The organism is Stenotrophomonas sp. MYb57 (genome assembly GCF_002966815.1).
Classification (GTDB): domain Bacteria; phylum Pseudomonadota; class Gammaproteobacteria; order Xanthomonadales; family Xanthomonadaceae; genus Stenotrophomonas; species Stenotrophomonas indicatrix.
In genome coordinates this window covers 4142995-4169341 of sequence record NZ_CP023271.1, presented here as the reverse complement: position 1 = coordinate 4169341, position 26347 = coordinate 4142995, and the positions used below count along the sequence as shown (strand labels likewise).

General features: G+C 67.4%; 26 protein-coding genes. 13 read left to right on the top strand and 13 right to left on the bottom strand.

Going from position 1 to position 26347, the window contains the following annotated elements:
* The 3 genes from CLM74_RS19060 (at nucleotide 1) to CLM74_RS19050 (ending at nucleotide 1218) form a co-directional block, all read left to right on the top strand.
* Entirely contained in the window at nucleotides 1–258 is a 258-nt protein-coding gene (locus CLM74_RS19060) for a GIY-YIG nuclease family protein (protein WP_032952084.1), read from the top strand.
* Between the two features lie 72 nt (nucleotides 259–330).
* Complete coding sequence (locus CLM74_RS19055) at nucleotides 331–762, top strand: nuclear transport factor 2 family protein (RefSeq protein WP_032952085.1); 432 nt, start codon at nucleotides 331–333, stop codon at nucleotides 760–762.
* A 3-nt stretch (nucleotides 763–765) separates the two neighbouring features.
* On the top strand, nucleotides 766–1218 hold the full coding sequence (locus CLM74_RS19050) for a hypothetical protein (protein WP_105164732.1): 453 nt from the start codon (nucleotides 766–768) through the stop codon (nucleotides 1216–1218).
* A gap of 102 nt (nucleotides 1219–1320) precedes the next feature.
* Here CLM74_RS19050 and CLM74_RS19045 read toward each other — a convergent pair whose 3' ends face one another.
* Nucleotides 1321–2601: an NAD(P)/FAD-dependent oxidoreductase gene (locus tag CLM74_RS19045; protein WP_099785558.1), complete on the bottom strand. Its 1281-nt coding sequence runs from the start codon at nucleotides 2599–2601 to the stop codon at nucleotides 1321–1323.
* A 121-nt stretch (nucleotides 2602–2722) separates the two neighbouring features.
* On the opposite strand from CLM74_RS19045, the gene CLM74_RS19040 reads away from it, so the two are divergent.
* Nucleotides 2723–3517, top strand: coding sequence for an NYN domain-containing protein (locus tag CLM74_RS19040; protein ID WP_025879390.1), 795 nt, complete (start codon nucleotides 2723–2725; stop codon nucleotides 3515–3517).
* 57 nt (nucleotides 3518–3574) lie between these two features.
* Here CLM74_RS19040 and CLM74_RS19035 read toward each other — a convergent pair whose 3' ends face one another.
* Nucleotides 3575–3766, bottom strand: a complete 192-nt coding sequence (locus tag CLM74_RS19035) for a hypothetical protein (RefSeq protein ID WP_025879391.1) — start codon at nucleotides 3764–3766, stop codon at nucleotides 3575–3577.
* Between the two features lie 78 nt (nucleotides 3767–3844).
* Here CLM74_RS19035 and CLM74_RS19030 point away from each other — a divergent pair, with 78 nt between their 5' ends.
* Nucleotides 3845–4465, top strand: a complete 621-nt coding sequence (locus CLM74_RS19030; protein ID WP_105164731.1) for a glutathione S-transferase — start codon at nucleotides 3845–3847, stop codon at nucleotides 4463–4465.
* A 113-nt stretch (nucleotides 4466–4578) separates the two neighbouring features.
* Here CLM74_RS19030 and CLM74_RS19025 read toward each other — a convergent pair whose 3' ends face one another.
* Entirely contained in the window at nucleotides 4579–6789 is a 2211-nt protein-coding gene (locus CLM74_RS19025; RefSeq protein WP_105164730.1) for a primosomal protein N', read from the bottom strand.
* A gap of 393 nt (nucleotides 6790–7182) precedes the next feature.
* Here CLM74_RS19025 and CLM74_RS19020 point away from each other — a divergent pair, with 393 nt between their 5' ends.
* The 4 genes from CLM74_RS19020 (at nucleotide 7183) to sppA (ending at nucleotide 12335) form a co-directional block, all read left to right on the top strand.
* Complete coding sequence (locus CLM74_RS19020; RefSeq protein WP_080149737.1) at nucleotides 7183–8184, top strand: hypothetical protein; 1002 nt, start codon at nucleotides 7183–7185, stop codon at nucleotides 8182–8184.
* A complete protein-coding gene (locus CLM74_RS19015) occupies nucleotides 8177–8752 on the top strand; it encodes a DUF3106 domain-containing protein (RefSeq protein ID WP_105164729.1) in 576 nt (191 codons plus the stop codon). The genes CLM74_RS19020 and CLM74_RS19015 overlap by 8 nt, the downstream gene beginning before the upstream one ends.
* Before the next feature lie 181 nt (nucleotides 8753–8933).
* Entirely contained in the window at nucleotides 8934–10298 is a 1365-nt protein-coding gene (locus CLM74_RS19010) for an MATE family efflux transporter (protein WP_032976478.1), read from the top strand.
* A 114-nt stretch (nucleotides 10299–10412) separates the two neighbouring features.
* Entirely contained in the window at nucleotides 10413–12335 is a 1923-nt protein-coding gene (sppA, locus tag CLM74_RS19005; RefSeq protein ID WP_025879397.1) for a signal peptide peptidase SppA, read from the top strand.
* Nucleotides 12336–12412: 77 nt separating this feature from the next.
* Here the strand turns inward: sppA and CLM74_RS19000 are convergent, their stop codons facing one another.
* Nucleotides 12413–12616 (bottom strand): hypothetical protein, encoded by a 204-nt coding sequence (locus CLM74_RS19000; protein WP_105164728.1) that lies wholly within the window; start codon nucleotides 12614–12616, stop codon nucleotides 12413–12415.
* 111 nt (nucleotides 12617–12727) lie between these two features.
* Between CLM74_RS19000 and CLM74_RS18995 the strand changes: the two genes are divergently transcribed.
* Nucleotides 12728–13504: an SDR family oxidoreductase gene (locus CLM74_RS18995; protein ID WP_025879399.1), complete on the top strand. Its 777-nt coding sequence runs from the start codon at nucleotides 12728–12730 to the stop codon at nucleotides 13502–13504.
* A gap of 48 nt (nucleotides 13505–13552) precedes the next feature.
* On the opposite strand, the gene CLM74_RS18990 is transcribed toward CLM74_RS18995, so the two are convergent.
* The 9 genes from CLM74_RS18990 to CLM74_RS18950 form a co-directional block, all read right to left on the bottom strand.
* Nucleotides 13553–14269, bottom strand: coding sequence for a hypothetical protein (locus tag CLM74_RS18990; RefSeq protein ID WP_105164727.1), 717 nt, complete (start codon nucleotides 14267–14269; stop codon nucleotides 13553–13555).
* A gap of 226 nt (nucleotides 14270–14495) precedes the next feature.
* Nucleotides 14496–15203 (bottom strand): hypothetical protein, encoded by a 708-nt coding sequence (locus tag CLM74_RS18985; protein ID WP_105164726.1) that lies wholly within the window; start codon nucleotides 15201–15203, stop codon nucleotides 14496–14498.
* Between the two features lie 43 nt (nucleotides 15204–15246).
* Nucleotides 15247–15807 carry a Sua5/YciO/YrdC/YwlC family protein gene (locus CLM74_RS18980; protein ID WP_105164725.1) on the bottom strand — a complete coding sequence of 187 codons (561 nt, stop codon included), beginning with the start codon at nucleotides 15805–15807 and terminating at the stop codon, nucleotides 15247–15249.
* A gap of 123 nt (nucleotides 15808–15930) precedes the next feature.
* The gene (locus CLM74_RS18975; protein WP_105164724.1) at nucleotides 15931–18426 is read right to left on the bottom strand and encodes a DNA topoisomerase I; all 2496 of its coding nucleotides are present in this window, start codon (nucleotides 18424–18426) and stop codon (nucleotides 15931–15933) included.
* Between the two features lie 222 nt (nucleotides 18427–18648).
* A complete protein-coding gene (locus CLM74_RS18970; protein WP_059065258.1) occupies nucleotides 18649–19578 on the bottom strand; it encodes an RDD family protein in 930 nt (309 codons plus the stop codon).
* A 48-nt stretch (nucleotides 19579–19626) separates the two neighbouring features.
* The gene (locus tag CLM74_RS18965; protein ID WP_105164723.1) at nucleotides 19627–20361 is read right to left on the bottom strand and encodes a GYF domain-containing protein; all 735 of its coding nucleotides are present in this window, start codon (nucleotides 20359–20361) and stop codon (nucleotides 19627–19629) included.
* 39 nt (nucleotides 20362–20400) lie between these two features.
* On the bottom strand, nucleotides 20401–20874 hold the full coding sequence (locus tag CLM74_RS18960; RefSeq protein ID WP_025879062.1) for a DUF494 family protein: 474 nt from the start codon (nucleotides 20872–20874) through the stop codon (nucleotides 20401–20403).
* A gap of 43 nt (nucleotides 20875–20917) precedes the next feature.
* Complete coding sequence (gene dprA / locus CLM74_RS18955) at nucleotides 20918–22045, bottom strand: DNA-processing protein DprA (RefSeq protein WP_105164722.1); 1128 nt, start codon at nucleotides 22043–22045, stop codon at nucleotides 20918–20920.
* 132 nt (nucleotides 22046–22177) lie between these two features.
* Nucleotides 22178–23305, bottom strand: coding sequence for a LysM peptidoglycan-binding domain-containing protein (locus tag CLM74_RS18950; RefSeq protein ID WP_105164721.1), 1128 nt, complete (start codon nucleotides 23303–23305; stop codon nucleotides 22178–22180).
* 128 nt (nucleotides 23306–23433) lie between these two features.
* Here CLM74_RS18950 and def point away from each other — a divergent pair, with 128 nt between their 5' ends.
* From def to rsmB, 3 genes are all read left to right on the top strand, one after another.
* Complete coding sequence (gene def / locus CLM74_RS18945) at nucleotides 23434–23946, top strand: peptide deformylase (RefSeq protein WP_025879059.1); 513 nt, start codon at nucleotides 23434–23436, stop codon at nucleotides 23944–23946.
* A gap of 121 nt (nucleotides 23947–24067) precedes the next feature.
* A complete protein-coding gene (gene fmt, locus CLM74_RS18940) occupies nucleotides 24068–24991 on the top strand; it encodes a methionyl-tRNA formyltransferase (RefSeq protein WP_025879058.1) in 924 nt (307 codons plus the stop codon).
* A 3-nt stretch (nucleotides 24992–24994) separates the two neighbouring features.
* Entirely contained in the window at nucleotides 24995–26326 is a 1332-nt protein-coding gene (rsmB, locus tag CLM74_RS18935) for a 16S rRNA (cytosine(967)-C(5))-methyltransferase RsmB (RefSeq protein WP_105164720.1), read from the top strand.
* The last annotated feature ends 21 nt before the right edge of the window (nucleotides 26327–26347 follow it).

Below are 26347 nucleotides of genomic sequence, written 5' to 3'. Positions count from 1 at the left end.
ATGGTTTCGCCCTCCCGCCCGTGGTTCCTGTACCTGCTCGAATGCCGCGACGGCAGCTATTACGCCGGCATCAGCACCGACGTGCAGGCCCGCTTTGCTGCCCACCAGGCCGGCAAGGGGGCCCGCTACACCCGGTCGCGGCCGCCACTGCGGGTCCTGGCGGTGCGTGAGTACCCGGACCGGGCAGCGGCCTCGCGCGCCGAATGGGAGCTCAAGCGGCAGCCGCGCGAACGCAAACTGGCGTGGCTGTTGCAGTAGATCCACACCATGCCTGGATGGGGCGCGTCCGGCCATGCCATGATCGCCCAGCCCTCAGCGCTGGAGACCCGGATGTCCACCGTTGCCCTGTTGTTCGCACTTTCCGCAGCAGCAAGCCCCGCCGCCGACGCCGCCACGATCGCAGCCATCGAAGCCACCTGCCACGACTACGTCGACGGTCAACTGGAAGCCGACCCGCAGCGCGTCGCCCGCTCCCTGCATCCGGACCTGGCCAAGCGCGCGGTGCTCGGTGATACACCGGACGAGCGCCTGGGCCTGCGCCGGATGTCGAAGGAAGAGCTGGTTGCGCTGACGAAGCAGGGCGCGTTGAAGACCCCGAAAGATCAATGGGATCGCCGCTGCACGGTGCTGGACGTGACCGGCAACGCCGCATCGGTGCGGCTGGAAACCCCGTGGTTCGTCGACTACTTCCACATGGGCCGCTTCGAGCAGCGCTGGGTCATCGTCAACGCGCTGTGGTACCCGAAGCCGAAGGCGGAGTGAGCAATGCGCGCCGCCGGTAAAGCGTGGCTCTCGGTCGTCCTGCTGGCAGCCGGTATCGCGCTGCTGCCCGGCCTACTGTACCTGCTGGGGCTGGCGATGGTGGAAGGCTGGCCGCAGCCGGCTGATCGCGCGCCCAGTGGTGTGGCCGCATGCAGCGGTGAGCCGCGCATGGGATTCCAGCCGATGAATCCATGGAGCTTCACGACGCGGTTCTTCGATCCTGGAGCGCTGAAGAAAGCGACTGATATCGAGCGCGAAGCGTTCTGGGTTGCACGCCGCCACCTGATGCGGCAGCCGCAGCACGACATGCTGCGCTGGCACCTGAGCAGCAGCGCACTGACGATCTGGATCACCCGGCATTGGAGTGCGGCGCAGATTGCCGACACCGCGAGGAAGGAGGATTTCTGCCGGGCATGGTCGAAACGGCGTGTGCCCGGCGGCCCGATGAAACGGTGAATCCACTGCATGCGTGGCTACGCTCCCTGCGGCCTGCACAGAAATTCATCCACGCATGGCGTGGCTCTACTCTGTCGGTCGAGAGGTCACCCACGGCAGTACCTACCGCTTCGGTCGCCGGTCTTCGCGGTCATCGCCGAAGATGATCCGCGCGCTGCGCTGGTAGCTCCAGTACGCCACCGCCCAGTTCAACAGCACCACGACGCGGTTGCGGAACCCGATCAGGAAGAACACGTGCGCGGCCAGCCAGAACCACCAGGCCAGCACGCCGGACAACTGCAGCTTGCCCAGGTGCACGATCGCGGCCATGCGGCCGATGGTGGCCAGGTTGCCGAAGTCGGCGTACTTGAACGGCCCGGGTGCTGCCTTGCCATGCAGGCGCGCGCGAATCACGTCCGCCACGTACTTGCCCATCTGCTTGGCGGCAGGCGCAACGCCCGGTACCGGCTTGCCGTTGGCCTGGTTCAGTGCGGCCAGATCGCCGGCCACGAACAGTTCCGGATGACCAGGCAGGGTCAGGTCGGGCTGCACCTGCACGCGACCGGCGCGGTCCAGCGGCACGTCCAGCGTGCGCGCCAGCGGTGAGGCGGCCACGCCGGCGGCCCAGACCACGGTGCGCGCGGGCACGAACTGGTCGCCCAGCTTGAAGCCCTGTCCATCGATGTGGCTCACCGGCGTGCCGGTCATCACTTCCACGCCCAGCTTTTCCAGCTGCCGGCGTGCCTTCAGCGAAAGCACTTCGGGGAAGGTGGACAACACGCGCGGACCGGCCTCGACCAGCCGCACCTTGGCGCTGGCCGGATCGATGTGGCGGAATTCATTGCGCAGTGTATGTCGGGCGATTTCCGCGAGGGTGCCGGCCAGCTCGACCCCGGTCGGCCCCCCCCCCACCACGGCAAAGCTCAGCCATGCCGCCTTCTTTTCCGGGTCCGGTTCGGCTTCGGCGCGTTCGAACGCCAGCAGCAGTTTGCGGCGCAGGGCGATGGCATCGTCCAGGGTCTTCAGGCCGGGCGCATCGTCCGCCCATTCGTCGTGGCCGAAGTAGGCGTGGGTGGCGCCTGTGGCCAGCAGCAGGCTGTCGTAGTCCAGCGTGCTGCCATCGGCCATGCGTACCTGGCGGGCCTGCTTGTCGATGGCCACCACTTCGCCCAGCCGCACCTCCACGTTGCGCTGGTGGCCGAGGATGTGGCGCAGCGGTGCGGCGATATCCGGAGCGGACAGCCCAGCGGTGGCCACCTGGTAAAGCAGCGGCTGGAACAGGTGGTGGTTGCGACGGTCGACCAGGGTGATGCGTATGCGTTCGCGGGCCAGCGCACGGGTGGCCCACAGGCCGGCGAAACCGCCGCCGACAACGACCAGGTGGGGGACGCGATCACGACTCATCGACTCACTCCAGGGGGGCATGGGGGAAGTGCCTGGCATCTTCGCACGGCCGCTCCTTGTCACGTCAGCGTGCATCGGGATCGGCGATACTCGGGTTCAGGCAACTGCCCGTGAGGAGTCCATGAGCGAACCGGAAAAGCGCATCGCCCTGTTGATCGACGCCGACAATGCACCGGCCTCGAAGATCGACGAAGTCCTGGCCGAGGTCGCGCGCTACGGTGTGGCCAACGTCCGCCGTGCCTACGGCAACTGGAAGAGCCCTCGGCTGAAAGGCTGGGAGGCGGTGCTGCACGAGTACGCGATCCGCCCGATCCAGCAGTTCGCCTACAGCAAGGGCAAGAACGCGTCGGACATGGCGATGGTGATCGACGCGATGGATCTGCTGTACGCGCGGAACCTCGATGGCTTCGCAATCGTGTCCAGCGATGCCGACTTCACCCCGATGGTGATGCGCCTGCTGACCGATGGCGTGAAGGTGTATGGCTTCGGCGAAAAGAAAACCCCGGAACCCTTCGTCAACGCGTGCTCGAAGTTCACCTACCTCGAAGCGTTGGGCCAGACCCACGCCAGCGTGCAGGATGTGGAGCAGGCAGCGAACGAACAATCATCGAACGGACAGGCGCCCAGCGAGCAGGCCACCAGCGATGATGCGCGCCCACGCAAGAGCGGGGCGGAAATGCGCAGCGACACGCGTCTGGTGAAGATGCTGCGCCGTGCGGTGTCCTCGGCAGAAGGCGAGGATGGCTGGTCGCACCTGGGTCCGGTCGGCAGCCAGATCGGCAACCAGGCCTCGTTCGATCCGCGCAACTACGGTTACGGCAAACTCAGTGACCTGCTTGCGGCGATCGGTTTGTTCGAACTGAAGAAGGACGGTAAGTCCTCCTACGTACGCGCGCTGCCGAAGAAGAACCGGTAGCGCCGGGCGTTGCCCAGCGTGTGCCGGTCGCGCAGCACTGCAGAAGACATGGTGTGGCTACAGCGTACGTGCGCTGGAGCCGGCATAGCCTTCCGCAAATCCGTTGGCGAAGTCTTCAACGCCATTGAAGGCCAGCAGCAGCACGCCGGCGCACAGCAGCATGTTGCGGTTCGAGCGCCGGTACCCGAGCACCAGCATCACCAGTCCTGCTGCCAGAAGCGTGTAGTTCACTGCATCCCATGCGGTCATGTCGTCTCTCCCTGCGGATGGGCGTATCGTAGCGGCTCCGCGCCATCGCGGCGCACTGCTGCACGCAAGGAAACCCGCATGTTGAAGATCTGGGGCCGCCGCAATTCCAGCAACGTCCGCAAGGTGCTGTGGTGCGCCGAGGAAATCGGCCTGCCGTACGAGTCCATCGAAGTGGGTGGCAGCCACGGTGGCACGCAGTCGCCGGAGTACGTGGCGATGAACCCGAACGGCCTGGTGCCGGTGATCGAAGACCACGGCCTGCCGCTGTGGGAGTCGAACACCATCGTGCGCTACCTCTGTGCGCGCTATTCGCTGGGCACGCTGTATGCCGAAGATCCGATGGAGCGCGCCCAGGCCGAAAAGTGGATGGACTGGAGCACCTCGCGGATGGCGCCGCTGTACTCCGAACTGATCTGGGGCATCATGCGCACCGCACCGGCCGACCGCGATGAGGCGCGCATCAATGCAGCGATCGTGCGCGCCGGTGATTTCCTGGCGCTGCCCAACGCAACCCTGGCCAAGCAGCCGTGGCTGTCGGGCGACACGTTCGCCATGGGTGACATCGCGTTGGGCTCGTTGATCTACGCCTGGTTCGAACTGCCGATCCAGCGCCCGGACCTGCCGCACCTGGCCGAGTGGTATGCACGCCTGCGCGAACGCCCGGCGTACCAGCGCGGCGTGATGTCACCGATGACGTAAGCGAAGGCGCGACGTTCGGGGTCAGAGCCCTTTTCTGCGGAAAGGGATCCGACCTCAAGCCATCGGGGTCGGATCCCACCCAGCGGGTGGGCTCTGACCCCAGCGCATTGCCCTCAGTACAGATCCGTCGGATCCACATCCAGCGACCAGCGCACCTTGCGTGCCTCCGGCAGCGCGTACAACTGCGGCACCAGCTGTGCCAGTACCCCATGCAGCGGCGGCCGCTGTGCCGCCGACAGCAGCAGCTGCGTGCGCTGATAACCGGCACGGCGTGGCATCGGCGCCGGCATCGGCCCGTAGGCCTCCACCATGTCCTTTTCACCTAGGAGTTTCCGCGCAGCGAGCAGGAACGCGTTGGCATGCTCGACCTGCTGCGCTTCGGCACGCATCAATGCCAGGTGCGCGAAGGGCGGGAACCCGGCTGCCTGGCGCTGGTTGAGTTCGGCCTGCGCGAACGGGTGGTAGCCACCGTTCACCAGTGTCTCCAGCAGCGGATGGCCCGGATGATGGGTCTGCAGCCACACTTCACCCGGATCGCGCGCGCGACCGGCGCGGCCGGCTACCTGGATCAGCTGCTGCGCCAGTTTTTCGCTGGCGCGGAAATCGGCCGAGAACAGGCCTTCGTCGATGCCCACCACCACCACCAGCGTCAGCTTGGGCAGGTCGTGGCCCTTGGCCAGGATCTGCGTGCCGACCAGGATGCCGGGCGCGTTGCCGAGCTTGGCCAGCTGCTGCTCCAGCGCATCGCGGCGGGCGGTGGTGCCACGGTCGATGCGCACCACCGGGAAATCGGCGAAGGCACTGACCAGGTGTTCTTCCAGCCGCTCGGTGCCGATGCCCTGTGGCTGCAGGGCCAGGCTGCCGCAGGCGGGGCAGGCCAGTGGTGCCGGCTGCCGCGCACCGCAGTGATGGCATTGCAGGCGACGGCCACCGCCATGCACGGTCATCGGTGCATCGCAGCGGTTGCAGGGTGCGGTCCAGCCGCAGTCGTGGCACAGCAGCACCGGCGCATAGCCACGGCGGTTCTTGAACACCAGCACCTGCTGGCCACGCTGCAGGTGTTCGCCGATGCCGGCCAGTACGTCGGCGGAAAGGCCATCGCGCAGCGGACGCTTGCGGACGTCGAGGATGCGCACGCGCGGCGGTCGGGCATCACCGGCGCGCTGTTTCAGGCGCAGGTGCGCATAGCGGCCGGCATAGGCGTTGTGCAGGGTCTCCAATGACGGCGTGGCGCTGCCCAGCAGCACAGGAATGCCCTGCGCCTTGGCCCGCACCAGAGCGAAATCACGTGCGTGGTAGCGGATGCCGTCCTGCTGCTTGTAGCTGCCGTCGTGCTCTTCGTCCACGATCAGCAGGCCGGGCTGCGGCAGCGGAATGAACACCGCCGAACGCGTGCCCACGATCACCCGTGCTTCGCCGCGCGAGGCCGCAGCCCAGACCCGCGCGCGTTCGTTGTCGGTCAGCCCCGAGTGCAACGCGTGCACGGCGATGCCGAGACGGCCGCGGAAGCGCGCCAGGGTCTGCGGGGTCAGGCCGATCTCGGGCACCAGCACCAGGGCCTGCCTGCCCTGCGCCAGGCAATGGATGATGGCCTGCAGGTAGACCTCGGTCTTGCCGCTGCCGGTCACCCCGTCCAGCAGGAATGCCTGGAAGCTTTCGGCGGCGGTGATCGCGGCCACCGCTTCGGCCTGCTCCGCATTGAGGGTGGGGCCGGGCAGGGGCTGGGCGTGCTGCGGCGCCACGCTCAGGGCGATGCGCTCGGCCAGGTCGCGCTTGCCCAGGCTGCGTGCGGCCACCCGCCAGTCCTGCATGCGTGCGGACAGGACATCTTCGTCCACCACGGCTTCGGCCAGCAGCTCGGCCAATTGCCGTGGACGGCTGCCGGCGCGCAGCTTCTCGCGCTGGGCATGGCCTTCGGCTGTCAGCTGCCAGCCCCAGTGATGGGTGTCGGGCAGCGGTTCGCCATGCCGCAGCGGGCCAGGCAGGGCGGTGCTCAGTACTTCGCCCCAGGGGGCGTGGGTATAGCGGGCCAGCCACTGCAGGCTCTGCCACAACTCGCCCTGCAGCAGTGGTGTCGTGTCACACCAGGCCAGTGCCTGGCGCAGGCCCTGGCTGTCCTCGGTTTGCCCGTGGCCGGCCACCACGCCGATCAGTTCGCGGTTGCCGAACGGCACCTTCAGCCGGCAGCCGACCGCTACCGTCGGGCCTTCGCCCTGCGGTGGCAGGTAGTCGAACAGGCGCGGCAGGGGCACGGGCAGGGCGACCTGCAGGGTCGGGACAGGGCCGGATTCAGGGGCGAGCATCGGGTCAGTGTAACGGCCCATGCGAGGGCGCATGGCAGTGGCAGATGCGACTGGCATGCCCTCCGGCGAATCATAAATGTCACCTAAATATCGGTGTCTATTGGAGATTCAGTCTTATCCACATCTTCTGTGGATAAGTCTGTGCGTTAGCGGCTCATGGCGCCGTATGAGGCCGATGGCGACGGCCTCACGCTTCGGTTGGTCAAAAAATAGCCACACTTTAAATTCAATTGAAATCAACAACTTAAGTGTGAAACATTGCTGAAACAGGGTGAATTCAGCCATTCACGCAGGAATCGCCCGGTTCCCGCGTGGTGCTGTGCACAACCTGCAGCAGAAAGCGTCTGCAATCGCAAGTCCTGCCGGGCAGTGATGGGCTGCCGCTATCATGCCGGCAGACCTTTGGAGTGACCGATGACGGCTGTGCCCGCCCCTGTTTCCTCGACCGCGGCCGGCGCGCTGTCGGCATTTCTGCGTGGCGTCGAACGCCGTGCCTTGGTCGTGGCCGAACTGCAGTGCGGTGACCCCGCCCGTGCCGAACAGACGCTGGTGGCGGTGATGCGCGCCTTCGCCGCGGTCGCCAGCGACCTGCCGATGGCACAGTGGCCCAGCCGCTTCTGGACCCTGCTGGGCCAGCGCCAGGCGCTGCGCGAGCCGGCCACCGGGCAGTGGCCACCGTCGCTGGCCGCGCTGGGCGAGATGGCCCCCTTGCCGCGGCTGGCCCTGCTGCTGCGGGTGGGGGGCAGTCTGGACGAGGGCATCGCCACCCGCGTTCTGGATGTCGACGAAGAAGGCTATCAGCGCCTGTTGGCCACGGCCTGCCCACGCGATGCCGATGGCCAGCCCGACGCCGCTGCATGGCGCGCTCTGGCCGAACAGGTGCAGCTGCGTGTCCGCGACCTGCCGGCCAAGCGCCTGCAGCAACTGCAGCAACCGTCCGCGCCAGCGGCCAACAACCAGGCGCCTGCGTCCAGCTGGCGTGCACCGCCGCGCGACGAACGCGCATCTGCAAGCGGCAAGCGTCGCCGCCCCAATGCCAAGCCGCGCTGGCGTGGCCCGGTGATCCTGTTGATCACCGTGGCAGTGCTGCTGCTGGCTGCGTTGGGCTGGCGCCATTGGCAGGGCCGTGCGCTGACTGCCGATGGCCCCCTGCCCGAAGGCGTGGTGGGTGAGGCCGGGCCGGTCACCGTCGAGGCGCTGCCAGCCAGCGATGTCCGCCCCGCTGCGGGCAGCGATGCGCAGGCCAGCGAAGATGCCGCGATGCTGGCCGACCGCGATTACCCGCTGCTGGCCGAGGCCGACATGCATGCCTGGAGTGCCGCCGGTGGCCCGTTGCCGGTGGACGAGTCACAACCCAAGCCGACCCGTCCGGAACCGGTCGGCGCAGCGCTGGAAACCTCTGCTGCCGATGAATAAGCTCCTCTTCGCCGGCCTGCTGCTGGCCCTGCCGCTGTCGCTGGCGGCCGCTCCGCAATCAGTGAACGTGCCGCTGCCCGCACCGTCGGCAACACCATCGGCCGCGCCCACTGCGGTGCCCACTGCCGCGGCGGCATTCGCGCAACTCGATCCCGCCCAGCAACGGCAGCGCCGCAGCGACTACGCCGCGTGGCGCGCCCTGCCCGAGGGCGAGCGCGAACGCATCCGCCAGGCCGCCGCCCGCTTCGCCGCGTTGCCGGCCGACCAGCAGCAACGCCTGCGCGCGCAGTTCCAGGCACAGGACCAGGCCTTCCGCGAAGGCTGGCGGCTGGGCCCGCAACTGGGCGCCGAATTCCCCAAGCTGCACGGCCTGTTCGGCTTCGTACCGCCGCAACAGCGCGACGCCATGCTTGCTGTGCTGCGCCAGCTGAGTCCGTCGCAGTTGGGGCAGCTGGCCCTGGTCGCCCAGCGCACGCCGCCGCAGGAACGCGACAGCGTACGCAGCGCATTCCTGACGGTCCCCGCCGCCGAACGCGACACCTGGCTCAAGCGCCAGGCCGGCCAATAAGCGAAAAGGAGACGGAGGGAATTAAGTCGTTTTTGGCTCGACTGTGCCGGATACGACTTAATTCCCTCCGTCCCCTTTATGGGGCAGTCATGGGAATGACCGCCCGGCGCGCGTAAGATGGCCGGCCGCAACCCGGTGCCTGTGCCCTTCGCGCGCAACCGTAGTTCGCGTCAAGCACCTTATGTCTACTGCAACCTCCACGCCGCGCTTCAGCAAGGAAGTCGGCGCTACCGGTCTGCTTGCCCTGCCGCTTGTGCTCGGGCACGTCTCCACCGGTCTGATCTCCTTCGTCGACAACGTGATTGCCGGCCACCATGCGACATCCACCCTGGCCGCAGTGACCATCGGCACTGCGCTGCTGTGGCTGCCGATGCTGATCCCGATCGGCACGCTGATCTCCCTCACCGCCTCGGTGTCGCAGCTGCATGGCGCCGGCCGTGAGCGCGAGATCGGCCCGCTGTTCCGGCAGGCGCTGTGGCTGGCGCTGGGCCTGGGCCTGATCATGTTCACCTTCCTCACCGTGGTGCCGCCGCTGCTGCCGGCATTCGGCATCGCCCCGGACATCGTGCCCGGCGCAACGGCCTTCCTGCATGCGGTGCGCTGGGGTGGCCCGGCGCTGACGCTGTACTTCTGCATGCGCTACCTCAGTGAAGGCATGCATTGGACGCTGCCGACCATGCTGCTCGGTTTTGGTGGCCTGCTGGTGCTGGCGCCGATGGGATACGTGCTGGCCAACGGCAAGCTGGGCTTCCCGGAAATGGGCGCTGAAGGCCTGGGCATCGCCTCGGCGGTGATGATGTGGCTGCAGGCGATCGCCTTTGGTACCTACCTGTGGTTCACCAAGCGCTTTGCCCACCTGCAGCTGTTCTCGCACTTCGAGGGGCCGCGCTGGTCAGCGATCTGGGACCTGCTGCGCACCGGCCTGCCGATCGGCATCACCGTGCTGATGGAAGGTGGCCTGTTCATCGTCACCGCATTGCTGATTGGTCGCCTGGGCGCCAATGAAGCGGCCGCGCACCAGATCGCGATCAACGTGGCGCAGTTGTGCTTCATGATCCCGATGGGCGTGGCCGAGGCGACCACCGTGCGGGTCGGCCATGCGGTTGGCCGTGGCGATGGCTTCGGCGTGCGCCGTGCGGCGTGGGCCGGCTACGCGATCATCATGGGTACGCAGACGCTGTCGGCGGCGGCACTGCTGTTCGGCCACGACGCCATCGTCGGCGTCTACACCAACGACCTGGCCGTGGCTGGGCTGGCCTCGACCCTGCTGCTGTACGCGGCCACCTTCCAGTTCCCCGATGGCATCCAGGTGCTGTCGGCCGGCGCGCTGCGCGGCCTGAAGGACACCCGCGTGCCGATGTTCATCGCCATGTTCGCCTACTGGGGCCTGGGCATGCCGCTGGGCGCCGGGCTCGGCCTGGGCCTGGGCATGGGGCCGCAGGGCATGTGGATCGGCCTGATCGTCGGCCTGACCGCCGCCGCCATCCTGATGGGCTGGCGCCTGAGCCGCAGCAGCAAACGCATTGGCCAGTCCACGCTGGCCTGACATCACGCCGGTCCCGGGCAACCGTGACTGGCGATCCCCTGACTTGTGTCCGATGCTGCCTCACGCGGCACCGGCTATGCTGTTACCACGGCAAGAAGCCATCCGGAGTGCTCCATGAACCAACCCGTGCCGCCGCTGCCCCCGGCGAACCGCAATCCTGTCGCCAGCTTCTTCATCGGGCTGTGGGACGTGATGAATTTCACCCGCCGGTTGATCCTCAACCTGGTGTTCTTCGGCCTGTTGCTGCTGGTGCTGGTGATGTTCATCGTCGCTGCGGGCATGGGCGCTGGTGCCAGCAAGGCGCTGCAGGACCGCACCACCCTGGTGATCGCGCCGGAAGGCCGCCTGGTCGAGCAGTACAGTGCCGATCCGGTCAGCCGCGCGCTGGCCAAGGCCGTCGGTGACAACGGTGCCGAGGAAGTGCAGCTGCGCGATCTGATCCGGGTGATCGAGAGCGCGCGCGATGACAAGAAGATCGAGCGGGTGGTGCTGGAACTGGACAAGCTGCAGCCGTCCGGTTTCGCCTCGCTGCGCGAAGTGTCCGCCGCGCTGCAGGAACTGCGCGCTTCGGGCAAGCAGTTGGTGGCCTTCAGCGAGAGCATGGGGCAGTCGCAGTATCTGCTTGCCGCACAGGCCGACGAGGTCTACCTGGACCCCATGGGTTCGGTGGTGCTGGAAGGCCTGGGTCGCTACCGCCAGTATTTCCGCACCGGCCTGCAGGACAAGCTGGGCGTGGACGTGCACCTGTTCAAGGTGGGCGAGTACAAGTCGGCCGCCGAGCCGTACGTGCTCGACGCGGCATCGCCGGCATCCAAGGAAGCCGATCTGTTCTGGATGAACGATGTGTGGCAGCGCTACCTCGGCGATATCGCCAAGGCCCGCCGCCTGGATCCGGCACAGCTGGCGGCCGGTATCGACACCCTGCCTGAAGGCGTCGCTGCCGCCGGCGGCGACCTGGCCAAGTTCGCCCTGCAGCAGAAGCTGGTGACCGCGCTGAAGACCCGCGAGGAATTCGAGGATCTGATGATCGAGCGCGGCGTGGCTGACGAAGACGCCGACGGCGGCTTCCGCAACATCGATTTCGGCACCTACATGGCCCAGCTCGATGCGCGTCGCAACCCGGTTGATTCCCGTCCGCAGGTCGCCGTGGTGGTGGCCTCCGGTGAAATCAGCGGCGGCGATCTGCCGGCCGGCCGTATCGGTGGTGAATCGACCTCGGCGCTGCTGCGCGCGGCGCGCGACGATGACGACGTCAAGGCTGTGGTGCTGCGTGTGGATTCGCCGGGTGGCGAGGTCTACGCCTCCGAGCAGATCCGTCGCGAAGTGGTGGCCCTGCAGGCTGCGGGCAAGCCGGTGGTGGTGTCCATGGGTGACCTCGCTGCATCGGGTGGTTACTGGATCAGCATGAACGCCGATCGCATCTATGCCGATCCGTCGACCATCACCGGTTCGATCGGCATCTTCGGCATGATCCCCAACTTCAGCCGTGCGCTGGACAAGTTCGGCGTGCACACCGATGGCGTCGGCACTACCCGTTTCGCCGGTGCCTTCGACGTCACCCGGCCGATGGACCCGGCGGTGGGCCAGGTCATCCAGTCGGTGATCAACAAGGGCTATGCCGATTTCACCGGCCGTGTTGCCGAGGCCCGCAAGAAGCCGGTCGAGGCGATTGACGAAGTGGCCCGTGGGCGCGTCTGGAGCGGTGCGCAGGCCAAGGAGCGCGGTCTGGTCGATGCCTTCGGTGGCCTGAAGGACGCCGTGGCTGACGCTGCTGGCCGGGCCAAGCTGGGCGCGACCGACAAGTACCGCGTGCGTTACATCGAGAAGGCGGCGACGCCGTTCGCGCAGTTCGTCAGCGGCTTCGCTGGCAGCCACGCCGGCGCCTGGATGCTGGCCGATTCCGGCGTGGGCCGGATGATGCTGGCGCGCACGATGCCGGAAATCGATACGCAGCTGCGCTTCGTTGAGAACGCGGCCCGCGAGAAGGGCAACGGTGCACCGGTGAAGTCGCTGGCGTATTGCTTCTGCGGGTTCTGATGGCCCATCCACGCATGGCGTGGATCTACTGAACGCACAACGCCCGGCCTTGGCCGGGCGTTGTTGCATGCGGGGTTCTACTGCGCGTCGGCCTCTGCCTTGCGCTCGCGTTCGGCCGTCTCGTCCAGGGTCTTCTGCACGGCCTTTGCGCGGTCCAGCGGTTGATTGATCGCCTTGGCCATCGCCTGCGGTTGCGGTGGTCGTTCGGGATTGGGCGGTGCAGGGCGCTGGCACCCGGCCAGCGCGACGGCCGACAGCAGGACGGGAATCAGGACGCGCATGGCAGCTCTCCACGAGGGACGTGCAGCCAGTGTCGCATCCCGGGCGGCGGACGGTCGTGAGCGCGTATCCTTGCCGCATCGAAACACAGTGGGCGCGGCCCCGGAGGACATATGACCCAGCAACGGTGGCGCCTGGATGGGCAGACGGCCCTGATCACCGGTGCCAGCGCCGGTATCGGCCTGGCGATCGCGCATGAACTGGCGGGTCTCGGCGCCGATCTGATGATCGTCGGCCGCGACCTGGACATGCTGGAGAGTGCCCGCGACGAACTGCTGGATGTGTATCCGCAGCACCAGGTGCATGCCTTGGCCGCCGATGTGTCCGATGACGAAGATCGCCGGCAGATCCTGGACTGGGTTGAGGACCACGCCGACGGCCTCCACATCCTGGTCAACAATGCCGGTGGCAACATCACCAAGCCCGCCACGGAATATTCCGAAGACGAGTGGCGCGGCATTTTCGAGACCAATCTGTTCTCGGCGTTCGAGCTGTCGCGCTATGCGCATCCGTTGCTCGCGCGCCACGCTTCATCGGCCATCGTCAACGTCGGCAGCGTGTCCGGCCTGACCCATGTGCGCAGCGGCGTGGTCTATGGCATGACCAAGGCGGCGATGCACCAGATGACCCGCAACCTCGCGGTGGAGTGGGCCGAGGACGGCATCCGGGTCAATGCAGTAGCGCCGTGGTACATCCGGACCCGTCGCACTTCGGGCCCGCTGTCCGATACCGACTACTACGAGGAAGTGATCGGACGCACGCCGATGCGGCGCATCGGTGAACCGGAGGAAGTGGCCTCGGCCGTGGGCTTCCTGTGCCTGCCGGCATCGAGCTATGTCACCGGCGAATGCATCGCGGTGGATGGCGGCTTCCTGCGATACGGGTTCTGACGGGACCGCCCGCTGCGGATGGAGGCATCCACGGCGGGCGTGGATGCTCTACTTCGGTACGGGGCAGTCGCTGGCTTCCAGCACGGCCTGCAGGCGTTCGCGTTCGCCGCGCGCTGCCGGTTGGTTTTCGGGCGCAGCAAAGCGCTCGCGACCGCGTGCATCGCGGAAGCGCTGCTGCCAGCTGCCGCAGCGCTGCGCTTCGGCCACTTCAGTGCAGCGGTCCCGGACCACCTCGCAGCTGGCGGCGTTCACCGGTGTCGCTCCGCCCAGGCCCTGCACGTTCAGCAGTTCGCAGCGGCCTGGTGCAGCCTCGTACTCATGCAGGTACGAGCTTCCCTCGCTGCCGAGGCATTGATAGATCGCCGGCAGCGGTGGCTTTGACGGTGTGTTGCCATCCCCCGACGTGGCGTCGCTCGAACGTGGCAGCACCGCGCTGTCGAGTATGGCGTCGCCGCCTTCGTGCTCGACCATGCGTGCTTCCATGATCGTTCGGCCCTCACGTGGCTGCGTCGCGGCAGGCTCGGCGGCGACGTCCACGGACGGCATCGCTGCAGGCGGCGGAGTGGGGCTGTTCTGCACCGGCGCAGCGGGTGCTGCGGCGGCTGGCGCAGGGACGCGCTGGATCTGCTGGCGGGTGCCGGCGGGGCAGGGGGTGCGCTGCAACGTAGGAACATCGCTGCTGCCCATGCAGCGGTAGATCACCATGTCATCGGCCAACGCGTTGCCGGGCAACAGGGCCATGGCCAGCCAGATCAGTCTTCTCATGCGAGCAGCCTACAGCGGTGGTCCATGCCCCGGTAGTTGCCAACCTTGGTTGGCACCGTTGTTTGCCAGTGCCCACCAAGGTGGGCATCTACCAAAGAGGGGGTACCGTCCCCAGCGCAGGGCTCAGATGCCCCGGTAATTGCCAACCTTGGTTGGCACCGCTGTTTGCCAGTGCCCACCAAGGTGGGCGTCTACCAAAGCGGGGGCATGGCCCCCAGCGCAGGGCTCAGCCGCCGCAGTCCTGCGCCAGCCGCGCGTCGATGCCACGCTGCTCCTTGCTGATCGCGGTGCGCTCGCTCTGCAGCGCGCTGTTGTAACGCCGGTCCAGTTCCCAGCGACGATCACGCAGGCGTGCGCACACTTCCTGCGGGGGCAGGGCGTGGCAGGTATCGCGCACCAGGATGTTGCCGGCAGGCACGTTGACACCGACGCCCACTGACGGCGGGCGATACACCGCAGGCCCGCCGCCGATGGGGGTACCGATGGTGTTGCCGCTGCCGGCCGGACGCGGCCCCGGATGCGGTCCGGGGTACGCACCGCCAGGATGACCATGCGGGTACCAGACCGTGGTCCACAGCGGCACCCAGCGCGGATTCCCTTCGTTGTTGTCGCTGGTGTAGCGGTCGCCGTCTTCACTCACGCATTCGTACATCGGCTGTGGCGGCTGGATGTAGACATGGCGCACCTCGCGCTCGCGCATCGCTGGCGTCTGCACCGGTGCGGGCGGCGCGGCCTCGGTGCTGACCACCCGTGGCGGCGGGTCGCGCGGCCGTTGCAGGTCGCGCACTTGCTGGCGGCCGGCCGTGCAGGGCTTGTCCTGCAGCGCGACGGCACCATTGCTGGCGACGCAGCGGTAGACCCGCACGTCGTCGGCGGCAAGGGCCGGCAACGACAGCAGCAGGGCCAGAGACAGGACAGGGCGCAGCAGGGTCATGGGCGCAGCGTGCGCGATCGGCAACGCCGACGCAATCGACCTGTCAGGAGCGCAGTACGTTGCCACTGAGCGCGTCGCGGATCGGCGTGGGTTGGGCCAGGCCGCCGGTCTGCCCATCGAGGATGCCGTCGAGCAGGCGCAGCAGGCGTGGGTCCAGTTCTTCGCGGCTGCGCGCGGGGGGCTCGCCGGCAAGGTTGGCGCTGGTTGATACCAGGGGGCCACCCCAGGCCTGGCACAGCGCTGCGACCAGCGGGTGGGCGCTGATGCGTACCGCGATGCCGCTGTGTTCGCCGGTGATCCAGCCGGGCGCGCGGGTACCGGCGGGCAGGATCCAGGTGTTGGCGCCGGGCCAGCTGGCGAGCACTGCGCGCTGGCGTGCATCGGGCAGCGCCTGCAGGGCCACCCAGCCCTGCAGCTGCGACAGGTCAGCGGCCACCAGGATCATGCCTTTCTCGATCGGGCGCTGCTTCAGTCGCAGCAGCGTGTGCACCGCTGCCTCGTGCGCAGGATCGCAACCCAGGCCCCAGACCGCTTCGGTCGGGTAGGCAATCACCCCGCCACTGCGGAGCGTGGCGACTGCGGTGTCCAGTGTGAGTTCTTTCATGGCGGCGACCGGGCCCGGCGTGGGCCTTCATTATCCCCCCGCTGCGTGCAGAGCGGGTGGAGCGGTGGGGGCGGACCGCGTGGGTCCGCTCACCTTGGCAGATCATCCACGCATGGCGTGGATCTACTTGGCAGCCTTCTTGACCGCCTTCTTTACGGCCTTCTTTGCCGGTGCCTTCTTGGCCACGGCCTTCTTCGCAGCCGCCTTCTTGGCCGGCGCCTTCTTGGCAGCAGCCTTCTTCGGCGCGGCTTCCTTCTTCACTGCCGCCTTCTTTGCCGGTGCCTTCTTGGCGGCGGCCTTCTTGGCGCCGAAGCCCTTGCGCACCGGCTTGCCGGTTTCTTCCATCAACTGCTGCACCTCGGCCAGGGTCAGCGATACCGGTTCACGATCCTTGGGGATCTTGCCGTTCATCTTGCCGTCGCTGATGTACGGGCCGAAACGACCGTTCAGCACCTGGATGTCGCTGCCCTCGAACTCCTTGATGATCCGGTTGCGCGCGATTTCTTCCTTCTCTTCGATCAGGAACACGGCGCGGGCCAGGTCGATGGTGTACGGGTCGTCTTCCTTCTTCAGCGAGGCGTAGGTGCTGCCGCGCTTGGCGAACGGGCCGAAGCGGCCGATGCCGACGCTGACGTCCTCGCCCTTGTCCTCACCCAGCGCGCGCGGCATCAGGAACAGCTCCAGCGCGTCTTCCAGGGAAATGGTGTGCATCGACTGGCCCGGCCGCAGCGAAGCGAACTTGGGCTTGTCCTCGGCATCCTCGGCGGTGCTGCCGATGGCCGCGTACGGCCCGAACCGGCCCAGGCGCACGCTGACCGGCTTGCCGGTCTTCGGGTCGGTACCCAGTTCGCGCGCACCACTGGCCTCGGCACGGTCGACCGATTCCTTCTTGTCTTCGACCAGTTCCTTGAACGGTCCCCAGAAGCGCGACATCAGCGGAATCCACTCTTCCTCGCCACGCGAGACGGCATCGAGCTCGTCCTCCAGCTTGGCGGTGAAGTCGTAGTCGACGTACTGGGTGAAGTGGCTGGACAGGAACTTGGACACCGCACGGCCGACATCGGACGGGCGGAAGCTGCGGCCTTCCATTTCCACGTACTTGCGGAACAGCAGGGTCTGGATGATCGAGGCGTAGGTCGAAGGACGACCGATGCCGTACTCTTCCAGCGCCTTCACCAGCGCCGCTTCGGTGAAGCGCGGCGGCGGCTGGGTGAAGTGCTGGTCGGCCACGATGCGCTCCAGCGGCACGCGGTCGCCCGGCTTCATCGCCGGCAGCTTGCGGCCTTCATCGTCATCCTCGGCGCTCTTGCTGTCCTTGCCTTCCTCGTACACGGCCAGGAAGCCGGGTACGACCACCGTGGTGCCGCTGGCGCGGAACACATGTTCGCTGCCGGCCGACAGGTCCACGCTGACGGTGTTGAGCGTTGCCGGGATCATCTGGCAGGCCACTGCACGCTTCCAGATCAGCTCGTACAGCTTGCGCTCGTCGTCGGTCAGGAACCGCGCGACCTGGGACGGGGTGCGCAGTGCCGAGGTCGGGCGCACCGCTTCGTGCGCTTCCTGGGCGTTCTTGGACTTGGTCTGGTAGGTGTTGGGCTGGTCGGGCAGCGAGGCGATGCCGTAATCACGGGCAATCACGTCGCGGATTTCGGCCAGCGCGTCCTGTGACAGGTTCACCGAGTCGGTACGCATGTACGAGATCAGGCCGACCGTGCCTTCGTCGCCGCCGATGTCCACGCCTTCGTACAGCTTCTGCGCGACCTGCATGGTCTTGCGCGTGGTGAAACCGAGCTTGCGCGAGGCTTCCTGCTGCAGCGTGGAGGTGGTGAACGGCGGCGCGGGGCGGCGCTTGCGCTCCTTGCTGGCCACGTCGGTGACATGCAGGGCGCCCTGTGCGGCCTGCTGGATGCGCAGGCGGGCGGCCTCGGCGGTGTCGCCGTCGGTGACGGTGAACTGCTCGAACTTCTGCCCGTCCAGCTTGACCAGCTTGGCGTTGAAATGCTGCGAGGGGTGCGCGCACTCGGCGGCGATCGACCAGTACTCGCGGGCGATGAAGGCTTCGATCTCTTCCTCGCGCTCGACGATCATGCGCAGCGCCGGGCTCTGCACGCGGCCTGCGGACAGGCCGCGCTGGACCTTGCGCCACAGCACCGGCGACAGGTTGAAACCGACCAAGTAGTCCAGCGCGCGGCGCGCCTGCTGGGCGTCGACCAGGTCGCTGGCGATCTCGCGCGGCTGGCTGATGGCTTCCTTGATCGCGCGCGGGGTGATCTCGGTGAACACCACGCGCTGCATCGGCTTGTCCTTGACCAGCCCACGCTCCTTCAGGATCTCGGCGATATGCCAGCTGATCGCTTCACCCTCGCGATCCGGGTCGGTCGCCAGCAGGATGTCGTCGGCGCCCTTTGCGGCCTTGGCGATCGCATCGACATGCTTTTCGTTCTTCTCGATCACGTCGTAATGCATGGCGAACCCGTTGTCCGGGTCAACCGCGCCTTCCTTCGGGATCAGGTCACGCACGTGCCCATACGAGGCCAGGACCGTGTAGTCCTTGCCGAGGTATTTGTTGATCGTCTTGGCTTTGGCCGGCGATTCAACGATGAGCAGGTGCTTGGGCATGGCAGCAGGGTCTGTGGGTAAGCCGCGGGGAAGGGCCGCTAGGGTGGAGCAAACGGCCGCATTAGTGAAGCGGCCACGGGCAAATCAATAAACTGAACGCCCGGGACTGTGCCGGGCGTTCAGGTTTCACCTTATTAGAGGAATCACGCCCGGCCTGCCATTGTCAAGCAGGGGGGCGTGAGGATGGCCGTCCGCGACGGCGCATTGGCCCTCGATCCGCGATCACGACGCCATGTTGGCGATGACGCCGACGGCGAAGATGATCGCGGCGAAACCGGCCAGCATCAGCAGGCCGCCCAGCACCAGGATCACGATGGTCACCGTGCCCATCTCGCGGCGCTGCAGCTGCGGCTGGTCGGTATAGGCCCAGCGGTCGACCACCACCGTGTCGCAGATCAGGTCATGCAGGCCCTGCTTGCGCTCGGTGAAGGCGGCCATCAAGTAGCCGATGCACAGTGTCAGGCCACTGAGGATGGTGGCGAAATAGCGGCCGATGCTGCGGCCCAGGGTCAGGCGATCGCCATTGCCGCGCACGACCTTGATGCCGATGGCCATCTTGCCGAGGGTGGCACCGCCGCGGGAGGCATGGAACCAGCCGTAGTAGGCGGCGGCGATGAACAGGCCTGCCAGGCCACTGATCAGCTGGGTGACCACTTCCACCGCTGTTTCGCCGCTGCCGGCAGCGCCCATGCCCGCGCCGAGCACGAAGCCCAGTACGCCACCGACCACGCCGCTGGGAATCAGCAGGACGAAGTAATCGATCAGGTAGGCGGCAAAGCGCTTCCAGAAGCCGGCATAGACCACCTCGCCGCCCTGCACCGGCTGCGAGTAGTCACTGCCACCTGCACCGGGCGCGGTGTACGGCGAGCTGCTGAGGGCGCCGGTGCCCGGCAGGGGCGCGGTGCCGTTGTCGATCGCGGCGTAGTCGTTGCGCAGGTCGAAGCCACCGGTGGCGGTGGATGTGCTGGCATCGGCCAGGGTCTGCAGGCCCAGCTCTTCCACCATCTGCCGCAGCGGCGCCCACTGCCCCATGCCTTCGCGCCAGACCAGGGTGTCCAGGTTCAACTGGCCACGCTGAAAGCGCTGGCGGATCTCGGTGACCTCCAGCGGTCCCTGGCGTTGCTGTCCTTCGGCGTAGTACCACTCAGTCATTGCATGTCCCCTGTTGGGTCGTCCTTGGTGGGTTGCCCGGTGCGCGGCTCAGCCGCGGCATTGCGTGGGCAGATACTTGTCGTCGCTTTCGCCGCTGCATTCCCAGCGCCCGCTGTCGCGGTCGTATTCGAGCCAGAGCAGGTCGCCATCCTGGCTCTTGCCGGGAACCGCCAGCGTCGCTTCGATGCCGCAGTGGCCATTGTTGAAGCGGCCGATATGCACGGCCGACAGGCCCTGGCCTGCGAATTCGTCCGCCGCCGGGAAGCCGGCGTCGTTGGCGCCCGGGCAGCGGCCCTGGTCATCGGCGAAGTGCTGGACCTTGTCCTTCAGCGGCTGCAGCACGGTGACCGCGCCGGCGACCTTGGCCTTGATGGTGTAGTCGTTGTAGGCCGGCAGGGCGATCGCGGCCAGGATGGCCAGGATCGGCACCACCACCAGCAGTGCGACGCCGCCGATGATGGCGGTCAACGCGCAGCCGGACAGGCCCTTCTTCGCGACCGGGGCAGCGTCCATCGGCGTGGTCGCGTACGGAGAGGCGGGGGGAAGGGTGGGCGGCAGAGGGGCGGCAGGCGGCGGCGGTGGTGCCGTGGCGGCTGCATCAACGGCGGGCACGATCAGGCCCAGTTCGTCGACCGCGTTGCGCAACGGCTGCCATTGCGGCAAGCCGTCGCGCCATACGAGGGTGTCCAGGGTGATCTGGTTGCTGCGGAACAGCTCGATCAACTGTTCCGAGGGCAACGGGCCTTGCTGGCGGTTGCCTTCGGCATGGAACCACTCACTCACGGGGACGCTCCTGAATGCGCACGGTCCCCAAGTGTACGGTCAGTGCAGGGGTTCTGGCTCGTCCACGAACATCTGCGTTTCCATCCAGGCGTAGGCCGCCTCGGCGCCGGGCTGGTTGAACAGCACCATCAGCACGACCCATTTCAGGTCGTCCAGGTCCAGTTCGTCCTGGTCCAGGGCCATCGCCCGGTCCAGCACCAGCTCGCGCTGGCCGGCATCGAGGATGCCGTGCTGTTCCAGGTACAGCAGGAAACCACGGCACTCCACGTCAAGCTTGTCCAGCTCCGGGCCGTGATAGATGCGCACCGGGCCATCGACCCGGGCCTGGGCCGCGCTTGGGCGCTGCGCTGCCAGGGCATCGAGCCATTCGAATGCCTTGTTGATCTCAGTGGGGCTGAAACCGGCCTGGATCAGGCCATTCTGCAGTGAGTCGCGGTCACGGATCAGGTCCGCATCTTCGCTGAAATAGTGTTCAAACAGGTACAACAGTACATCCAGGATGCTCTCTTTCATTGCCCCTCGGCCTGCGTCGCGCGACGCTGTGGAGGTGAAGAAACTAGGGACGTCGACAGTAGCGGCCGTGTACGCACACCACGATCCCCGCAAGTTCCATGGCCAGCAGCATGGAGGACACCTCCGACGCCGTCAATCCACACTGCGTGATCAGTGAATCCATACTGATTGGGTCGTGCTCCAGCACCCGCCACAAGCGCTGGTAGTCAGCGTCGTTCGCCCAGCATGCCGGCAGGTCCGCCGGCGCTGCCTGTTCAGTGGGGGTGGCAAGCCGGGTTTGCAAGTCCGGAAGCTGGTGACGCAGTGCCGGGGCCAGCAGTTCCAGCACTTCTTCGGGCCGTTCGACCAGGGCAACCCCTTCACGGATGAGCCGGTGGCAGCCGGCGGCGCGCGGATTGAGCACCGACCCGGGTATCGCGCAGACCTCGCGGCCGGCTTCGGCTGCCAGCCGGGCGGTGATCAGGGCGCCCGAGCGTTGTGCGGCCTCGACCACCACCGTGGCCAGGGCCAACCCGGCCACCAGCCGGTTGCGCGCGGGGAAGTGACCCGGCCGTGCGGGCGTACCTGGCAGGTACTCGCTGAGCACCGCGCCGTCGGTGGCGATTCTTGCCTGCAGGCGGGCATGGCTGGTGGGATAGGCGCGGTCCGGGCCAGTGCCTATCACCGCGAGGGTGCAGCCGCCCGCGTCCAGTGCCGCCTGGTGGGCGGCTGCATCGATGCCTGCCGCCAATCCACTGGTCACCGCCAGCCCGGCCTCGACGAAGCAGGTGGCAAACCGGGCGGCCAGGGCACGGCCGGCGGGGGTGGGTGAACGGCTGCCGACCAGGGCCACCGCAGGACGCCAGGCGATGGCTGGATCCCCGGCAACGAACAGCGCCAGGGGCGGGTTGGGTGCATCGAGCAGGAGGGGCGGGAAAGCCGCATCGTTGCAGGCCAGCAGATGATGATCAGGCTGCTGCAGCCAGCGCTGCGCAAGCGCGAGGGCGCGGGTGTCGGGACGCTCCAGCGCAGCGCATTGTTCCGCCGTGCAGCCGTGGGCCCGCCAGCCGGCAACACCGAGCGCCAACGCTGCATCCGCATTGCCGGTGGTCTGCAGCAGCGCGCGCCTGGGTGCCAGGGAACCAGCTGCGATCAACAGGCGCAGCAGCGCCTCATGTCCATGCTCAGTCATCCCCCGACTATCGGCCTCACGCAACAAAGGCGCCCTAGGGCGCCTTCGCGTATTGCTGTCAGGGTATCCCGGAGGTTGCCGGCCGATGCGGCCGGCACTCCCTGCCGAGGCCGGTCGGGGCCCGGCGCCGGATCATTTCGTGTCCGGATGCAGCGCGCTGTAGCCCACACGCACCGGCTTCACACCCTGCATCACCAACGCGTAGCTGACGTTGTCGAAGGTGCGGAAGACCATGGCATGCGCGGCGTACTCATCGGGCAGGCTGACCCGGCCGGCGCCCGTGCTGACCGAGTCGTCCATGCGCGAGGACCCCGGGAACTTCATCCGGTGCGCCACGTGGCTGCCCTGGCGCCACAGCGAGAACACGGTGCCGTTGTCCACGCCCTGGGCGCGGCCAGCCGAAATCGCGATCACATCGCGCGGACCGCCGGTGCTGAACATGTCGGTGACTGCCAGCACGCGTACATCCACGCCTTCCACGCCGGCGGCGGGGACATGCGGGAAGAACTGCAGGTCGTACGGCGTGGCCTCGACCGGCACCAGACGGTCGCCGGCACGCACTTCACGGCCGCCACTGGCGTTGTCCAGGACCAGGGTTGACGCTTCGGTCTTGCCGCCAGCCACCTGGGTGATGGTGCCGGTGCCGACCTGTGCCAGCTCGTAACCCAGCACGCCGCGGCGGTGGTTGGGTGCGCTGAACGCCTTCCAGAGATTGCCGCTGCCCGGGGTGACGTCGCCGTTGGCGGTCAGGTCCTCGGTGGGCTTGGGCTGGGCGTAGCGCACGGTCGGGCGGACCACGGCCCAGCGCTGCCCGACCTGGGCGTCGGCCAGGCGCACATAGGCGGTCTGCCCACCGGTGGCGCGCAGGCGGTTGTCTTCCAGGCCGACCACATAGGGCAGCTGTTCGATGCTGTCGACCACGCTGAGCTGCTTCAGGAACGGCTCGACCTGGGCCAGCGGCACGCCGGTTACCGGGGCTTCCTGGCGCGGGCCGGGCTGGGCCGTCACGCGGTCCAGGTAGGCCAGGCTGAGGACGTCACCGGGATAGATCAGGTGTGGATTGGCGACCTGCGGATTGGCCTGCCATATCTCCGGCCACAGCCATGGTTTCTGCAGGAATCGTCCTGCGATGTCCCACAGGGTGTCCCCTTTGCGGACCACATAGGTGTCCGGGTGCCCGCCATTCACTTCCACGGCGGTAGCATAGGCAGCCACGGTCAGCATCGCCGCGGCGACGACCGTACGAAAACGAAGCAACATAGGTGTGAAGCCCTGATTCCCCAACAGGTTCGCGCACTATAGTCCAGAAACCGGGGCGCAAGGCAAGCGTTGGAGCTAGAATCTGCGACGTATGCCGGCGTACCCCGGCCCCAACCCCGGAAACTGCCATGGCTTTACTCCCCATCCTTGAGTTCCCCGATCCGCGCCTGCGTACCAAGGCTGCGTTGATCGATGCCGCCGAAGTGACCACGCCGGCGTTCCAGGAGCTGCTCGACAACATGTTCGAGACCATGTACGACGCCCCGGGCATCGGCCTGGCTGCCAGCCAGGTGGACGTGCACCAGCGCTTCATGGTCATCGACGTGAGCGAAGAAAAGAACGAGCCGCGCGTCTTCATCAACCCGGAAATCGTCGCCAAGGACGGGGGCCAGGTGTACCAGGAAGGCTGCCTGTCGGTGCCCGGCATCTTCGCCGACGTGACCCGTGCCGACACCATCACCGTCAAGTTCCTGGATCGCCAGGGGCAGCCGCAGGAGTTGACCACCGACGGCCTGCTGGCGGTCTGCGTGCAGCACGAGATGGACCATCTGGACGGCAAGCTGTTCATCGATTACCTGTCGCCGCTGAAGCGCGAGATGGTCCGCAAGAAGCTGGCCAAGCAGCGCAAGCACGTGGCGTGATCGCTGCTCCGGGCCGCCCTTCGGGGTGGCCCGCGCCTGCGCGTGACGCGCGGGCTGCATGGCGCCGGCCGACGGCGCCGTTTTTTTTCCTGCACGATTTCATCCTGCAAGTGGGGTTGCCATGAGGATTGTCTTTGCCGGTACGCCGGAATTCGCGGTGTCGTCGCTGCGCGCGGCCGCGCGTCATCACGAGGTGGTGGCTGTCTATACCCAACCCGATCGCCCAGCCGGTCGCGGCCGTGGGCTGGCACCTTCGCCGGTCAAGCTGGAAGCGGTCGCCCGTGGCATCCCCGTGTACCAGCCGGAAACGCTGAAGGACGAAGCGGCCCAGCAGCAGCTGCGTGACCTGCAGCCGGACCTGATGGTGGTGGTGGCCTATGGCCTGATCCTGCCCAAGGCGGTGCTGACCATTCCGACCCACGGTTGCTGGAACGTGCATGGTTCGCTGCTGCCGCGCTGGCGTGGCGCCGCACCGATCCAGCGCGCCATCCAGGCCGGTGACAGCAAGACCGGCATCTGCCTGATGCAGATGGAAGCCGGCCTGGATACGGGCCCGGTGCTTCTGCACCAGGAGCTGCCGATCGCCGCTACCGATACCGGTGGCCAGCTGCACGACAAGCTGGCCGAGCTCGGCGCGCAGGTGCTGTCCGATGGGCTGGGCCTGCTGCGCGCCGGCATCAAGCCGATCGCACGGCCGCAGCCGGAGCAGGGCGTGACATACGCGCACAAGCTGGACAAGGCCGAGGCAAAACTTGACTGGGCGCAGGACGCAGAAGCGTTGGCGCGCACGGTGCGTGCATTCAATCCGTGGCCGATTGCCGAGGCACTGCTGGCCGGTGAGCGCGTGCGCATCCACGGCGCGGTTGCGCTGGATGTGACGCATGGCCAGGCGCCGGGCACGGTGCTGGCCGCGGGCCGCGAGGGCATCGACATCGCCTGCGGGCAGGGCGCGTTGCGCCTGCGCGTGCTGCAGCGCGAAGGCGGCAAGGCAATCACCGCTGCCGACTACCTCAATGCGCGCCGTGATCTGCGCGTGGGGGTTTGACGGGTGAGCAAGGCAAACGATTTTTCCATCGCCAAGGCGGCGCCGGGCGCGGCCACCCGCATGCTGGCTGCGCGCGTGCTGGCGCAGGTGTTCACCCGCGGTCGTTCGCTCAAGGCGGAACTGGCCTGGGCGCTGCCGAAGCTGTCCGACACCCGCGACCGCGCGCTGCTTGAAGCGTTGTGCTTTGCGGTGCTGCGCCGTCGCAGCACCTATGACGCCGCCCTGCAGGGATGGATGCAGAAGCCGCTGTCCGCACGCGATGCCGACCTGCGCACGTTGCTGATGGTGGGCTTCGCCCAGCTGGATGTGCTGGAACTGCCTGCCCATGCGGCCCTGTCGGCGACGGTCGATGCTGCACGCGCACTTGGCCGCGAACGCCAGGCTGGCCTGGTCAATGCGATCCTGCGACGGGCCCAGCGCGAAGGCTTCCCCGAACAACCGGCGCGCGACGCATTTCCGGCATGGCTGGCCGAGGCCGTCGAGCACGACTGGCCGGCACAGGCCGAGGCGATCTTCGCCGCCAGCCTGCAGCCAGCGCCGCTGTGGCTGCGTGCCAACCGCCAGCAGGGCGGGCGCGACAAGATGATGGCGGCCCTGGCCGAGGCGGGCATTGCCGCCGAGGCCAGCGCGCTGAGTGCCGATGCGCTGCGGCTGGCCGTGCCGGTTCCGGTGAACCAGCTGCCCGGCTTCGGCGAAGGCCTGCTGTCGGTGCAGGATCTGTCGGCGCAGTGTGCTGCTGACGCGCTGGCGCCGCCGGCAGGCAGCCGCGTGCTCGACGCCTGTGCCGCCCCGGGCGGCAAGTCGGCGCACCTGCTCGAGCGTGACCCCAGCCTGCGATTGCTGGCGCTGGATATCGATGCCCGTCGTCTGGCGCGCGCCAGGGATACGTTCGCCCGCACCGGTGTGGGCGAAGGCGCCCAGGTCCTGGTGGCCGATGCCAGCGATCCGGGGGCATGGTGGGACGGCGTTCCGTTCGACGCGATCCTGCTGGACGCACCGTGCTCGGCCACCGGCGTCATCCGCCGGCAACCGGACGTGATGTTCCATCGCCGTGCGGAAGACATCGATGCGCTGGTCGGCATCCAGGCCCGCCTGCTGGAAGCCTGCTGGTCGATGCTGCGCCCCGGTGGTGTGTTGCTGTATGCCACCTGCTCGATCCTGCGCGCGGAAAACGTCGATCAGGTAAAGGGCTTCCTGAAATGGCACGCGGATGCGGAAGCGGTCGCGCTGGATGACGCATTTGGTCTGGATTGTGACGGTATTGCTCGCCAGCGCCTGCCCGGTGAAAACGATGCTGACGGATTTTTCTACGCGCGTCTGCTAAAAAAGGGCTGACCCAACCGCTGTCCGAGCCCC